Annotated in this window: 9 protein-coding genes and 5 pseudogenes; 12 read left to right on the forward strand and 2 right to left on the reverse strand. The window is 71.5% G+C overall.

The genetic code is table 11. From position 1 onward, the window contains the following. The first annotated feature begins 49 nt into the window (after positions 1–49). Complete coding sequence (locus O7627_RS10585) at positions 50–1,888, forward strand: hypothetical protein (protein ID WP_278093320.1); 1,839 nt, start codon at positions 50–52, stop codon at positions 1,886–1,888. A gap of 287 nt (positions 1,889–2,175) precedes the next feature. Here the strand turns inward: O7627_RS10585 and lexA are convergent, their stop codons facing one another. Next, positions 2,176–2,916 carry a transcriptional repressor LexA gene (gene lexA / locus O7627_RS10590; RefSeq protein WP_278098240.1) on the reverse strand — a complete coding sequence of 247 codons (741 nt, stop codon included), beginning with the start codon at positions 2,914–2,916 and terminating at the stop codon, positions 2,176–2,178. 280 nt (positions 2,917–3,196) lie between these two features. On the opposite strand from lexA, the gene O7627_RS10595 reads away from it, so the two are divergent. The 10 genes and pseudogenes from O7627_RS10595 to O7627_RS10620 all read left to right on the forward strand — a co-directional run bounded on the left by O7627_RS10595 (position 3,197) and on the right by O7627_RS10620 (position 12,005). Beyond that, a complete protein-coding gene (locus O7627_RS10595) occupies positions 3,197–3,505 on the forward strand; it encodes a LysM peptidoglycan-binding domain-containing protein (RefSeq protein WP_278093321.1) in 309 nt (102 codons plus the stop codon). Positions 3,506–3,751: 246 nt separating this feature from the next. Further along, a complete protein-coding gene (gene nrdR, locus O7627_RS10600; protein WP_278093322.1) occupies positions 3,752–4,261 on the forward strand; it encodes a transcriptional regulator NrdR in 510 nt (169 codons plus the stop codon). A 107-nt stretch (positions 4,262–4,368) separates the two neighbouring features. Continuing rightward, a pseudogene (locus O7627_RS37155) lies at positions 4,369–4,854 on the forward strand (vitamin B12-dependent ribonucleotide reductase); the annotation flags it as partial. Between the two features lie 9 nt (positions 4,855–4,863). Then, a pseudogene (locus O7627_RS37160) lies at positions 4,864–5,736 on the forward strand (LAGLIDADG family homing endonuclease); the annotation flags it as partial. Positions 5,737–5,925: 189 nt separating this feature from the next. Beyond that, positions 5,926–7,104: pseudogene (locus O7627_RS37165) on the forward strand (adenosylcobalamin-dependent ribonucleoside-diphosphate reductase); the annotation flags it as partial. Between the two features lie 759 nt (positions 7,105–7,863). Then, positions 7,864–8,070 (forward strand): annotated as a pseudogene (locus O7627_RS37170) (LAGLIDADG family homing endonuclease); the annotation flags it as partial. Between the two features lie 351 nt (positions 8,071–8,421). Then, positions 8,422–9,648, forward strand: a pseudogene (locus O7627_RS37175) (vitamin B12-dependent ribonucleotide reductase); the annotation flags it as partial. Between the two features lie 235 nt (positions 9,649–9,883). Beyond that, on the forward strand, positions 9,884–10,147 hold the full coding sequence (locus O7627_RS10610; RefSeq protein WP_278093324.1) for a DUF5522 domain-containing protein: 264 nt from the start codon (positions 9,884–9,886) through the stop codon (positions 10,145–10,147). Positions 10,148–10,158: 11 nt separating this feature from the next. Next, positions 10,159–11,343, forward strand: a complete 1,185-nt coding sequence (gene lhgO, locus O7627_RS10615; RefSeq protein WP_278093325.1) for an L-2-hydroxyglutarate oxidase — start codon at positions 10,159–10,161, stop codon at positions 11,341–11,343. Positions 11,344–11,450: 107 nt separating this feature from the next. After that, positions 11,451–12,005, forward strand: a complete 555-nt coding sequence (locus tag O7627_RS10620) for a hypothetical protein (protein WP_278093326.1) — start codon at positions 11,451–11,453, stop codon at positions 12,003–12,005. A 53-nt stretch (positions 12,006–12,058) separates the two neighbouring features. Here O7627_RS10620 and O7627_RS10625 read toward each other — a convergent pair whose 3' ends face one another. Continuing rightward, a complete protein-coding gene (locus O7627_RS10625) occupies positions 12,059–12,745 on the reverse strand; it encodes a metal-dependent transcriptional regulator (protein WP_278093327.1) in 687 nt (228 codons plus the stop codon). Positions 12,746–12,929: 184 nt separating this feature from the next. Between O7627_RS10625 and O7627_RS10630 the strand changes: the two genes are divergently transcribed. Beyond that, the gene (locus tag O7627_RS10630) at positions 12,930–14,126 is read left to right on the forward strand and encodes an acetoin utilization protein AcuC (RefSeq protein WP_278093328.1); all 1,197 of its coding nucleotides are present in this window, start codon (positions 12,930–12,932) and stop codon (positions 14,124–14,126) included. The last annotated feature ends 6 nt before the right edge of the window (positions 14,127–14,132 follow it).

Consider the following 14,132-nt stretch of genomic DNA (forward strand, 5'->3'; position numbering starts at 1 on the left):
GGTCGGCCGCGGCCCCCGCGCCAACCCGAACGCGTGCGACACTTGGCCGATGCGGCGTGTCCTCTCCCCGATCCTGGTCGCCGGTGGCCTGGCCGGATTGAGCCTCGGTCTGATCGGCGCCGGCCTCACCGTCGGGGCGTCGCCGGCCCTCGCCGCGGGCAAGAAGGTCTGCACCGTCACCGACGAACGGCTCATCGAACTGTCCGGCATGATCGCCACCGAGAGTGGCTACATCGTGATCAACGACAGCAGCGACTCGGAGGCCGGGGAGCGGGTCTTCCTGCTCGACAAGAAGTGCGCGGTCACCGAGGCGGTCCGCTACGGCGGCAACGGGCCACGTGACCCGGAGGACCTGGCGCTCTCCGCCGACGGCAAGACCGTCTGGATCGCCGACACCGGCGACAACGTGACAAGCACCGAGCGGCGCACCAGCGTGGTGCTGTGGAGCATGCCGGTGAACGGTTCGAGCCGCCCGGTGCTGCACCGGTTGACCTACCCGGGTGGCAAGCCGCACGACGTCGAGGCGTTGCTGATGGGCGACGACGGCACGCCGTATCTGATCACCAAGTCGACCGGAGCCGCGGAGATCTACCGGCCGACCGCGGCCCTGAAGAAGAACAACGCCGAAGGCGTGCCGATGGAGAAGGCCGGCGAGCTCACCCTGCCGAAGACCACCACGGCGAACACCTTCGGACCGACCGGTCGGGTCACCATCACCGGCGCGGCCAGGTCGCCCGACGGCGCCCGGATCGCGTTGCGCACCTACGCCGACGCCTTCGAGTGGGACCTGGTCGACGGCGACATCGTCAAGACCCTCACCACCGGTGAGCCCCGGGCGACCGCGCTGGCCGACCCGTTCGGCGAGGCGATCGCGTACACCCCGGACGGCAAGACCTTCCTCACCGTCTCCGACGTCGGCTCGCTGGGCGAGGACGCGACGGTCGAGATCCTCAGCTATCCGCCGGCGGCGCAACCTGCCCCGGAGGCTGCGGCGGGCGCCGACGCCGACGCTGCCGAGGAGACCGGCCGATCCTGGTTGGACGGGCTGTCCCTGGACGACATCACCTACCTGATCGCGGGGGTCGGGTTGCTCGGGGCGGCGCTGGTCGGCGCCGGGGTGTTCGGAATCCTGCGGGCCCGACGACGGCCCCCCCGCGACGAGGAGTCCCCGGATCCGGACTCACCGGACGCGGATCGCCCGATCGCGGCGGCGCGGGCCACGCCGTACGCGCGCGACGACTCCGGTTGGCGTCCAGCATCGGGGCACCCTCCCGGCGAGCCGGGTCCCGACTACGACCCGCCACCGGCTCGCCGGCCGGGCGGTGTCTACGGCGGCAAGTCCGCCGCACCGTCGGGTGGGGCGGTGTACGGCGGCGCCAACGGCGCCCCCGCCCGCAAACCGGCGGGCGGCGCGGTCTACGGCGGCGGACCACAGGCTGGCGGCGGACCGCAGGGCGCTGGTTACGGCGGCCCGGCGAAGGGCAGCAGCTACCGCGGCGGTCGACCGCCGGGCGGCGGGTATGACGGCGACGAGCCGAAGGGCGGCGGATACCGCGGGGGCCCCGCCAAGGGCCACGCCGGTGGAGCAGCCCCGGGCGGCAGGTACGGCGGATCGCCGGGCGACGGCTACGGCGGCGGGGGACCGCAGGCCGCTGGAGCCGGCGGTGGCGCGCCGAAGGCGGGCGGTGTCTACGGCGGCAGCCGGGGCGGGGGTGGTTCCCGCGACGGAGGCGGTGGTTTCCGCGACGACGACGGACCGATGACCGGGGACGGTTACCGGCGGGGTGGCCGGCCCGCCGATGAGTGGGACGACCGGCGCGGCCGGACCCGGGCCGGCTACTCGGACCGGGGCGGCGGCTACCCCGACAACGACTACGGCTACCGCTGACCGCCGGGTCAACCACGGCTACCGCTGACCGCCGGGTAACCACGGCTACCGCTGACCGCCGGGTCAACCACGGCTACCGGTGATCGCCGGTCGGCCACGGCTACCGCCGAACCGGGGCAGCCGGACGGCCGCACCGGATCAGGAGCGTTCCCGGTCAGCAGAACGCGGTGGCTCCACTGGCAAACCAGTGCCCTCGGCGGCTTTCCGGTCGGTCTGACGCCCGACAGCCGGGGCAGGTCCGGGTGCCGGTGGTGGACCGGCGCCCGGTTGCGGTCCGCACCGCCGGGTCAGATCCGGCGCAGCACCGCGACCACCCGACCCATGATGGTCGCGTCGTCGCCCGGGATCGGGTCGAAGGCGGCGTTCGCCGGCATCAGCCAGACATGGCCGTCGCGGCGGCGGTAGGTCTTCACGGTGGCCTCACCGTCCAGCATCGCGGCCACGATCTCACCCGCGTTGGCGGTCGGCTGCTGGCGGACCACCACCCAGTCCCCGTCGCAGATCGCGGCCTCCAGCATCGAGTCGCCCTTGACCTGCAACATGAAGACCTCGCCCTCGCCCACCAGTTCGCGGGGCAGCGGGAAGATCTCCTCCACCGCCTGCTCGGCGAGGATCGGGCCACCGGCGGCGATCCGCCCCAACATCGGCACGTACGCCGGGGTGGGGCGCTGCGCCCGGGCCGCCTCGTCGTCGATCATCTCGCTGGGCGGCCGGACGTCGACGGCCCGGGGACGGTTCGGATCGCGGCGCAGGAAACCCTTCCGCTCCAACTCCTTGAGCTGGTAGGCGACGCTGGACGGCGAGACCAGACCGACCGCCTCGCCGATCTCCCGGACACTCGGCGGGTAGCCGTAGCGCTCCACCCAGCCGCGGATGAACTCCAGGATCCGGCGTTGGCGGGTGGTCAGGTCGGGGGTGGCCACGTCGGGGAAGCTGCTGACCATCGGGGTGACGGCGCGCAACGCCGGCTCGCCGCCCCGGGTGCGGGCGGACCGTCGCCGGCCGCCCGCTCCGGCGGTCTCGGCCAGGCTGGGTGGCGGGGGCTCCCGCCGGCTCGTCCGGTCCTCGCTCGACACGTCGTCCTCCCTGTCTGGGGTGCCTCGTCGGCTCGTGGTGCGGGTGCTGGGTGTTGATCGGTTGGTCTGACCGTATAGGTGAGTTCCGACAGTTTCAAACATCTGTACGACATGTTTGTCGGCGTGTCGACGGTTCCGGCTCGACATCGTACGGGTGTTCTGATAGACCAATCGTACGTCCGTGCTATCGAACGGGCGTACGATCTTGGAGGTCGCGATGGCTGTGGCGCGGATGCAGAGGCCCTCCGGAGGCGGTCGGCTGCGGCTCACCCGGCGCGGCCGGGTGGTCGTGACCCTCCTCTGCGCGCTGATGATCACCGCCGTCGTCGCCTGGCTGGCGCCGGCCTCCCGGGCCGCCGATCCGGCCGGCGACGCGCCGACCGCCGTCGTGCAACCCGGGGACACGCTCTGGTCGGTGGCCGAGCGGCACCGACCCAGCCGGGATCCGTTCGCCACCATCCGCGAGATCCGTCGACTCAACGGACTCGCCGACTACACCGTGCACCCGGGGCAACGGCTCACTCTTCCGAGCAGCGGGTAACCCCGCGGCCGCTGCGGGTGTTGGCAGGGTGGAAGCGGTGCGCGCCACGCCCGTGGAACTTGACCGCAGCCATTCGGCGGCATAACGTCGACCCCAACATCTAGTAGTCACAAGGGTGTAAGTCGTCCACAGGTTGGGTTCGACTACCCCCACAGGTTCCTACGTACGACACCTCGGCGTCGGCCACCACAGGTGCCCGGCCGGGGTCGCGCCGTGCGCGGAGCCAATCGGAGAGGGAGGCCGGCGATGCGCTGTCCGTACTGCCGGCACGCCGACTCCCGGGTCGTGGACTCGCGGGAGGCGGACGACGGCCAACTGATCCGCCGGCGGCGCTCCTGCCCGGAGTGCGGCAAGCGGTTCACCACCGTCGAGGAGGCCGTACTCGCCGTCGTCAAGCGCAGCGGGGTCACCGAGCCGTTCAGCCGGACGAAGATCATCGGTGGCGTCCGCAAGGCCTGCCAGGGCCGGCCGGTCGACGACGACGCGATCGCCCTGCTGGCCCAGCGGGTCGAGGAGACGGTCCGGGCCAAGGGCGCCGCCGAGCTGCCCAGCCACGAGGTGGGACTGGCCATCCTGGGACCGCTGCGGGAGCTCGACGAGGTGGCCTACCTGCGATTCGCCAGCGTCTACCGGTCGTTCGACTCGCTCGGCGACTTCGAACGTGAGATCGAGGCGCTGCGGGCGGCCGCCGCGGCGAAGGCGCGTACCGGGGATGGGGCCCCGGTGGGCGTGCCCGCCGGTGGTCGTACCGGCTAGTTGTTCTGATTCTTCGGGCCCGTCGGTTTGGGCCCGTCGGTTTCAGGGGTTCTTGTCAATCGGAAGAGTTTGCGCGCGGCACACGCGCGTGCGAGGGGGCGGATGAGATGTCGGGGGAAGGCGTGACAGCAAGCAAGGCGCCGCGGGCCCGGTCCAACGGGGCCAGGAGCCAGCGGGGGCTGACGGTCGAGCGGGTCTGGACGACCGACGGCGTGCACCCCTACGACGAGGTGGCGTGGCAGCGCCGCGACGTCGTGATGACGAACTGGCGGGACGGCTCGATCAACTTCGAGCAGCGCGGGGTCGAGTTCCCCGAGACCTGGAGCGTCAACGCCGCCAACATCGTGACCACCAAGTACTTCCGCGGCGCCGTCGGCACCCCGGAGCGGGAGTGGTCGCTCAAGCAGCTCATCGACCGGGTGGTGAAGACCTACCGGGCGGCGGGGGAGCAGCACGGCTACTTCGCCACGCCGGCCGACGCGGAGATCTTCGAGCACGAGCTGACCTGGATGCTGCTGCACCAGGTGTTCAGCTTCAACTCGCCGGTCTGGTTCAACGTCGGCACCCAGTCACCGCAGCAGGTTTCCGCGTGCCAGCCCTACGACGCGCTGGTCAGCACCCCTGCCGGACTCGTCCCGATCGGCGAGCTCGTGGAGACCAACGCCGTCGGTACAAAGGTGTATGACGCGCACGGCCTGACCAAGATCATCGCGGTCAAGGCCAATGGCACGAAGGATGTGCTCCGGCTGCACAGCAAGGCCGGCTACACCCTCGACGTGACGCCGGACCATCTGGTGTGGAAGTCGACCGGTGCGGGCACCGGCCGGTTCGTCGAGGCCGGCACCCTCGTTCCCGGCGACTCCCTCGAGTGGCACCGGCGGGCTGCCTTCGGTGAGAAGGAGATCGCTGGGCGGGAGGTCGCCGAGGCGGCCCTCGCCGGTTGGTTGCAGTCCGACGGGTTCGTGGGGAAGTACGACACGGGCACCAACCGTTCGCTGACGATCGAGGCGATGACGGTCAACAACCAGGAGCTCGACTGGGTGGTGGCCGCGCTCGACGCGGTGTTCCCCGGGGCTCACCGGCACGAGCGTGCGGTCGCCACCCAGAGCGCGGACCTGGACTGCCGGCGTACCCGCCTCTACGGCGAGCACCTGCGTACGTTCGTCGACAAGTGGGACCTGCTGGCTCGGGGCACCGACATGGTGGTGCCGGCGGCGCTCTTCAACGCGCCGTTGCCAGTGGTCGCGGCTTACCTGAAGAGCATGTTCCAGGCCGAAGGATACGTTTCGGCCCGGGAACGGTCGACGCTCGTCGGGCTGGACATGATCTCCGAGCAGCTGGTTCGCGGGATGCAGAGCCTGCTGCTGCGTTTCGGAATCTTCGCCAGGGTCTCGTTCAAGGCCGACCGGCGTGCCGATCGCAAGGGATGCTGGTCGCTGCGGATCCAGAATGCCGGTGATCGGGAGATCTTCGCCGATGAGATCGGCTTCGTCGACGACCGCAAGTCGCGCAAGCTGGAGGAGAGCTTCGCCAAGGGCGGCCGAGCGGCCCGGCCGGTCAAGCGGCTGGAGATCGCGCGCGTCGAGCGGCTCGGGTCGATGGAGGTCTACGACATCCAGACCGAGTCGGGTGAGTATCTCTCGGGGAACCTCCGAGTCCACAACTGTTTCATTCTGGCCGTCGACGACTCCATGGATTCCATCCTGGATTGGTACAAAGAGGAAGGGTTGATCTTCAAGGGTGGCTCCGGCTCCGGGGTGAACCTGTCCCGGATCCGCTCCTCGCGGGAGCTGCTCTCCAGCGGTGGCACCGCCTCCGGGCCGGTCAGCTTCATGCGCGGCGCCGACGCCAGCGCCGGGACGATCAAGTCCGGCGGCGCCACCAGGCGGGCGGCCAAGATGGTCATCCTCGACGTCGACCACCCCGACATCGAGGAGTTCGTCGTCACCAAGGCGCGCGAGGAGCACAAGATCCGGGCGCTGCGCGACGCCGGCTTCGACATGGACCTCGGCGGCTCCGACATCGTCAGCGTGCAGTACCAGAACGCCAACAACTCGGTCCGGGTCTCCGACGAGTTCATGCGCTCGGTCGAGGACGGCGGCGACTTCGAGCTGCGCGGCCGGCTCGACGGCGCGGTCATCGACACCGTCGACGCCAAGGGTCTGTTCCGCAAGATCTCGCAGGCCGCCTGGGAGTGCGCCGACCCGGGCCTGCAGTACGACGACACCATCAACGACTGGCACACCTGCCCTGAAACCGGACGTATCACCGCATCTAACCCATGTAGTGAATATCTCCATTTGGACAACTCGTCCTGCAACCTGGCTTCGCTGAACCTGATGAAGTTCCTGCGGGCCGACGGCGGATTCGAGGTCGAGAAGTTCGTCCGGTCCGTCGAGTTCGTGATCACCGCGATGGACATCTCGATCTGCTTCGCCGACTTCCCGACCCAGAAGATCGGCGAGACCACCCGGGCCTACCGTCAGCTCGGCATCGGGTACGCCAACCTCGGTGCGCTGCTGATGGCCTCCGGCCTGCCGTACGACTCGGAGGGGGGTCGGACCCTGGCGGCCGGCATCACCTCGCTGATGACCGGGGTGGCGTACCGCCGCTCGGCGGAACTTGCCGGCGTGGTCGGCCCATACGACGGGTACGCCCGCAACGCCGAGCCGCACAAGCGGGTGATGCGCAAGCACGCCGCCGCCAGCGACGCGATCAAGCCGGTCGGCGCCGTCAGCACCGCGATCGTCCGGGAGGCGACCCGGCAGTGGCAGACCGGCAACAAGATCGGCGAGAAGTCGGGTTGGCGCAACTCGCAGGCCAGCGTGCTTGCGCCCACCGGGTGCCTGACGGCGGACACCCTTGTCACCACCGACCGTGGCCTGACCCGGCTCGGTGAGCTCGGCGACGTCTACGGCGACCGGTGGCAGGACCTGGACCTCAAGGTTTCCACCGATGAGGGCGCCCGGCAGGCGACCCGGTTCTTCATCAACGGCGAGGAGCCGACCCGCCGGATCGCCACCGACGCCGGCTACCGGATTCAGGGCACCCTCGCCCACCGGATCAAGGTCGTGAACACCGCGACCGGTGACTGGGAGTGGAAGCGGATGGCCGAGGTCGCCCCCGGCGATGTCGTGCCGATCCAGCTTGGCACGTTGGTAGGTGAACCTCGGCGTGTGCCGCTGCCCGTGCTCGACCAGGCGTACTACGCCGGGGATCACCGGCTGTACGTACCGGAGCACGTCGACGAGGAGCTGGCCGAACTGGTCGGTTACTTCATGGGCGACGGCAGCCTGCACGCCAAGGGCATCCGGCTCTGTGTCGCCGACACCGACCTGGACGTGGTCGAGCGGATCCAGGTACTGAGCAAGGGGCTGTTCGGGCTCGAGCCGACCGTCGAGGTGAGAACCGGATACCGGGAGGTCACCCTCTCGTCCGTTCGGCTGGCGCGGTGGTGGCGGGCGGCCGGCTTCGGCAAGACGCTGCCGACCATCGAGCGCGCCGGCCGGAGGGTGCCGGATGAGGAGCACAGCGGCACGGGCTGGGCGCCCCGGGTACCGTCGGCGATCCTGGAGACCAACGACGTCACCGTGTACGCGGCCTTCCTGCGCGGCCTGTTCGAGGCCGACGGCACGGTCCTCAGCGGGGTTCCCTCGATGTCGACGTCGACCGAGTCGTTCGCCGACGAGATCCGGACGGTGTTGCTCAGCCTCGGTATGGCGACGACCACCCGGCGTACGGTTTCCGGCTTCGGCGGCGACATCTTCCAGGTCCGGCTCCGCAACCAGGAGCACGCGATCGCGTTCGAGGAGATCGTCGGGTTCATCGGACGCCGCAAGGCGGAGCTGATCGTGCTCGAACCCGGGCAGACCGGCAACCGGGACCGGATCCGGCTGCCCCGGGCCATCTGGGAACTGTTGGTGCCGGGTGGTCACGAGCTGCGTGACACGGTGCTCCAGTCGTTGCGCAAGACCGGCGGGGTACCGCGGTCGGTGGCGCTGCGGCTGTTCGCGGAGACCGGCGACGACCGGCTCGGGCACGCGCTCGGGTACCTGTACGAGACGGTCCGGGCCAACGAGGACGGTGGTGTCCAGCCCACGTACGACCTGTCTGTGCCGGCCAACGTCACCTACGTGGCGGCGGGGTTCGTCAGCCACAACACCATCGGCCTCATGATGGACTGCGACACCACCGGGGTGGAGCCGGACCTGGCGCTCGTCAAGTTCAAGAAGCTGGTCGGCGGCGGCTCGATGCAGATCGTCAACCAGACCGTGCCGCGGGCGCTGCGCAGCCTCGGCTACCCCGAGGAGCAGGTCGAGGCGGTCGTCGAGCACATCGCCGACCAGGGCCACGTGGTGGACGCGCCCGGCCTCAAGCCGGAGCACTACCCGGTCTTCGACTGCGCGATGGGGGAGCGGTCGATCGCGCCGATGGGGCACGTGCGGATGATGGCGGCGGTCCAGCCGTTCATCTCCGGGGCGATCTCCAAGACGGTGAACATGCCAGAGGCGGCGACCGTCGAGGATGTCGAGAAGATCTACTTCGAGGGCTGGAAGCTGGGGCTGAAGGCGCTGGCGATCTACCGGGACAACTGCAAGGTCGGCCAGCCGCTGTCGGCGAGCAAGCGGGAGAAGGCCGCCGAGGCGGCACCGGCCGAGGTGGAGAAGGTCGTCGAGAAGGTCGTCGAGTACCGGCCGGTCCGCAAGCGGCTGCCGAAGAAGCGGCCGTCAGAGACGGTGTCGTTCGCCGTCGGCGGCGCGGAGGGCTATCTGACCGCGTCGTCGTACCCGGATGACGGGCTCGGTGAGGTCTTCCTGAAGATGTCCAAGCAGGGCTCGACGCTGGCCGGGGTGATGGACGCCTTCTCGGTGGCCATCTCGATCGGTCTGCAGTACGGCGTGCCGCTGGACACGTACGTCAGCAAGTTCACCAACATGCGGTTCGAGCCGGCCGGGATGACCGACGACCCGGACATCCGGTTGGCGACCTCGGTGATGGACTACATCTTCCGCCGGCTGGCGTTGGATTTCCTGCCGTACGAGCGCCGGGCTGAGCTGGGCATCTTCACGGCGCGGGAGCGGGCCGCGCAGTTGCGGGCCGAGGCGGACGCGGAGAGCGGCGCGGATCTGACCGCCATCGCCTCGTCGGCGCCGGTCGAGGCGCCGGCCGAGCCGGCCCCGGCCCCGGCGGCGTCGGCTGAGGCCGCCGCGGCCGAGCCGGCCGCCGTCCGGCCGGCACCGGAGGTGGGCTCCTCCACCGAACTGCTGGAGGCGGTGATCGGCAAGGCGGCCGACGCGCCGCTCTGCTTCACCTGCGGTACGAAGATGCGCCCGGCCGGTAGCTGCTACGTCTGTGAAGGCTGCGGCTCCACCTCGGGCTGCAGCTAGCACCGCTGAACCGACGGCGGCCGTCCGATCCGACCCCGGATCGGACGGCCGCCGTGTTCGTGCCGCCCGCCGGGTGGCGCGACCAGCGCCGGGATGGGAATGTGAACGCCGCACGCCGGCGAGCGGTGGGGCCGCCGGGTGGGGGAGGCCGGCGCTCCTTCGACCGGCAGTGCGGCAACGTCAACCTGCCGGCCGCCGCGTTGAGCTGAGGCCGGCAGTGGCTAGGGTCGGTCCGGTGAACGCCGATCGGGAACGCCGGTTGCCGCTGGCGCCGCGGCCGCTGACCGTGCCGCACCCGGCGCGCCTGGCGCCGGACCACCCGGACCGGGAACGGATCCTGGCCGCCCACGCGGCGGCGCTGGCGGCCGGGCAGGCCGGCTACCCCGACCCGGAGACCGGCCTCTTCGTCCTCACCGCCGGCTTCCTGGCCCGGCGGGGAACCTGCTGCGGGCGGGGTTGCCGGCACTGTCCGTACGTCAACGAGCCGGTGGACGGGTAGCGTAGCTGGCCATGACCAGGTACGTGGTGATCGGCGGCGGCATCGTCGGGCTGGCGGTCGCGCACCGGATCATCCTCGACCGGCCGGACGCCGAGGTGACGGTGCTGGAGAAGGAGCCGCGGCTGGCGGCGCACCAGACCGGCCGCAACTCCGGCGTCATCCACGCGGGCGTGTACTACCAGCCCGGCAGTCTGAAGGCGCGGCTGTGCCGGGCCGGCAGCCAGTCCATGGTGGAGTTCTGCGCCGCGAACGACATTCCGGTGCAGGTCTGCGGCAAGCTCATCGTGGCCACCGACGACAGCGAGCTGCCCCGGCTGCGGGCGCTGCACGACCGGGCGGTGGCCAACGGCCTGCCGGTGAAGCTGATCGACGGGGCGCAGGCCCGGGAGTACGAGCCGGCCGTGCGCTGCGTCGGCGGGCTGCACGTCGCCTCCACCGGCATCGTCGACTTCACCGCGGTCTGCCAGGCGTTGGGCCGGCTCGCCGTGGCGGCGGGCGCGACGATCCGGCTGAACACCCGGTTCACCGGGGTGCGGGTGCGCGGCGGTGAGCAGGTGGTCCGGACCACGACCGGCGAGCTGGTGGCGGACGTGCTGGTCAACTGCGCCGGGCTCTACTCCGACCGGGTGGCCGGGCTGGCCGGGGTGCGGCCGGCGGCGCGGATCATCCCGTTCCGGGGGGAGTACTACGAGCTGCGTCCGGAGCGGGCGTCGCTGGTCCGAGGGCTGATCTACCCGGTGCCCGACCCGCGGTTCCCGTTCCTCGGCGTACACCTGACCCGGTCGATCGACGGGAGCGTGCACGCCGGTCCGAACGCGGTGTTGGCGCTGGCCCGGGAGGGTTATTCGTGGACCAAGGGCAATCTTCGCGACCTGGCCGACCTGGCCGGCTACCCGGGCTTCTGGCGGCTGGGCAGCCGGCACCTCGGGTACGGCCTGGCCGAGGTGCGCAGGTCCCTGTCGCGGCAGCGGTTCGCCCGCAGCCTGGCCCGGTTGGTGCCGGAGCTGACCGAGGCGGATCTGGTGCCCGGTGAACCGGGGGTGCGGGCCCAGGCGGTGGGCCGGGACGGTTCGCTTGTGGACGACTTCCTGATCGCCGAGGGCGACCGGCAGGTGCACGTACTGAATGCGCCGTCACCGGCGGCGACGAGTTCGCTGGAGATCGCCCGGCACATCGTCGGCCGGCTGCCGGTCTGACCGGCGCGGTGCCGGCCGCCGGCCGACTTTCGCGGTGGCGGCCCAGGCCGTACGGTGTCCGACGGGCCGGCCGACCGGCGGCCGGTCCCGGTGAGCGGGAGGTTACCTTGCGTGCGCGGCTGCTCTGCCTGACCGGGGTCGGCCTGCTGGCCGTGGCCGGCTGCGGCGACGGCGGCGAGGAAGCGCCGCCCGACCAGGTGCGGGTGCCGCCGGTGGTGCAGGTGCCGGCCGCCTCCGCCGGCGGGGCCTGCCAGCTGCTCGACTATTCGACGATCGAGGAGACCACCGGGGTACGGTTCGACGTCTCGGCGGCCAGCCAGCACAGCACCACCCAGACCTGCCAGGTGCGGTCGGAGGCCGCGGCCCACCCGGATCTGCTGCTGTCGGTGACCACCACGAAGGCGAACGTCGAGACGTTCACCGAGGAGATGGCGCCCAGCGGGAGCACGTCGGTGGGTGGCCTCGGTAAGGCCGCCTACCGGCTGACCCGCGCACCGGCCAAGGGGCACGGCGCCGCGGTGGAGATCGGTTGGCTCACCGGGGAAGGTCGGATGTTGAGCCTGCGCTACACGCTCGCGGCCGACGGGGACCGGGCCACCGCGGACGCCTTCGCGGAGAAGCTGGTCACGATGGCGAAGCGGCTGGACGTGGACCGCCTCTGACGCCGGGTCGGCCTGGGCGTCAGCGGGCGGCGGGTGTCAGCGGCGGCAGGTGATCAGCGGGCGGCGACGAAGACCCGGGAGGCGACCTCGCGGGGCAGCCGGATCTTGTCCCCGGAACGGTCGACGGTGACGCCGTCGCGTTCCTGGGCGACGGTCACCGTCGCGCCCGGGTCCACCCCGGCCGCGTGCAGCTGCCGCAGCACGTCCCCGTTGGTCTGGACGCTCTCGCAGATCCGCCGGACCACCACCGTGCCGGACAGGCCCGGGAAGGCGAGGTTGCGCTCGCCTTCGGCCGGGCTGCTGGCGGCCGGCAGCGCGGTGCTGTCGAACGCCTCCAGACCCGGGATCGGGTTCCCGTACGGCGACCGGGTCGGCCGGTTCAACAGCTCGTACACCTTCTGCTCGACCGCGTCGCTCATCACGTGCTCCCACCGGCAGGCCTCCTCGTGGGCCTCCTCGTAGGGCATGCCGATCACGTTCACCAGCAGCAGCTCGGCGAGCCGGTGCTTACGCATCACGGAGACGGCGTGGGTGCGGCCGAGCGGGGTCAGCCGCAGGTGCCGATCGTCCTCGATGGTCAGCAGGCCGTCGCGCTCCATCCGGGCGACGGTCTGGCTGACGGTCGGCCCGCTCTGGTGCAGCCGTTCGGCGATCCGGGCGCGCAGCGGCGGGACGCCCTCCTCCTCCAGCTCGAGGATGGTGCGCAGATACATCTCAGTGGTGTCGACAAGGTCGTTCACGTCAGCGGTCCTCCAAGTACAGAATGCTACCCCGGTTGGTGGCGTGGCCGCCGTCGCCGAACCGGCCGACACCGGTGGGCGCGCGATCCGGACAACGGTAGCCGTGGGGTCGGATACGTCGCGGTCCGGCCGGTGGGTCCGGCACCGCCGGGCCGGCCGCACCGGTGCGTGCGACGATGTCGCGATGGAAGATGGCGCGGACCCCACCGGCACGCTCGTGCTGTGGGACGAGTCGCTGCTCGCCTACGACCTGGGCGAGCACCCGCTCGACCCGGTCCGGGTGGAGCTGACGATCGCCCTGGCCCGGGAGCTGGGCGTGCTGGACCGTCCCGGCGTCCGGTTGTCGGCTCCGGTGGCCGCCGACGACGCGGCGCTGACCCGGGTGCACCGGGCGGACTACCTGGACGCGGTCCGGGCCGCCCCGCACGACCCGTTCTTCTCCGGGTACGGACTCGGCACCGCCGACAACCCGGTCTTCGACGGGATGCACGAGTCGAGTGCCCTGGTCGCCGGAGCGACGCTGGCGGCGGCCGAGGCGGTCTGGCGGGGGCGGGCCCGCCGGGCGGTCAACGTCGCCGGCGGGCTGCACCACGCGATGCCGGGTCGGGCGGCCGGGTTCTGCGTCTACAACGACCCGGCGGTGGCCATCGCCCGGCTGCTCGACCTGGGGGCCGAGCGGGTCGGTTACGTCGACATCGACGTGCACCACGGCGACGGCGTACAGGAGATCTTCTACGACGATCCGCGGGTGCTCACGGTCAGCCTGCACGAGACGCCGCTGAGCCTCTTCCCGGGCACCGGGTTTCCGGACGAGACGGGCGGCCCGGCCGCCCAGGGCAGCGCGGTGAACGTGCCGCTGCCGCCGGGCACCGGGGACGCGGGCTGGCTGCGGGCCTTCCACGCGATCGTGCCGTCGGTGCTGCGGGCGTTCCGGCCGCAGATCCTGATCACCCAGTGCGGGGCCGACAGTCACCGACTGGATCCGCTGGCCGACCTGCGGCTGTCGGTGGACGGTCAGCGGGCCGGCCAACTCGCGTTGCGGGCGTTGGCCGACGAGTTGTGCGACGGCCGCTGGGTGGCCACCGGCGGCGGCGGGTACGCGCTGGTCGAGGTCGTTCCCCGGGCCTGGACGCACCTGCTGGCCACGGCGACCGGCGAGCCGCTCGACCCGGCGACGCTCACCCCGCCGGGTTGGCGGAAGCTGGCCCGGACCCGCCGGGCGGACCGGGAGGTACCGCTGCGGATGACCGACGACGCCGACACCGGGTACGAGCCGTGGCAGCCGACCGGGGAACCGGACGCGGTGGACCGGGCGGTGATGGCGACCCGCAAGGCGGTGTTCCCGCTGCACGGGCTCGACCCGCACGATCCCCGGGACTGAGGGGGC

It is taken from the genome of Solwaraspora sp. WMMD1047, from assembly GCF_029626155.1.
In the GTDB taxonomy this organism is placed as follows: domain Bacteria; phylum Actinomycetota; class Actinomycetes; order Mycobacteriales; family Micromonosporaceae; genus WMMD1047.

Excerpts from the sequence above, each read along its gene's own strand:
- O7627_RS10585 (WP_278093320.1), top strand. The coding sequence starts at position 50 with ATGCGGCGTGTCCTCTCCCCGATCCTGGTCGCCGGTGGCCTGGCCGGA.
- O7627_RS10595 (WP_278093321.1), top strand. The coding sequence starts at position 3,197 with ATGCAGAGGCCCTCCGGAGGCGGTCGGCTGCGGCTCACCCGGCGCGGC.
- nrdR (WP_278093322.1), top strand. The coding sequence starts at position 3,752 with ATGCGCTGTCCGTACTGCCGGCACGCCGACTCCCGGGTCGTGGACTCG.
- lhgO (WP_278093325.1), top strand. The coding sequence starts at position 10,159 with ATGACCAGGTACGTGGTGATCGGCGGCGGCATCGTCGGGCTGGCGGTC.
- O7627_RS10630 (WP_278093328.1), top strand. The coding sequence starts at position 12,930 with ATGGAAGATGGCGCGGACCCCACCGGCACGCTCGTGCTGTGGGACGAG.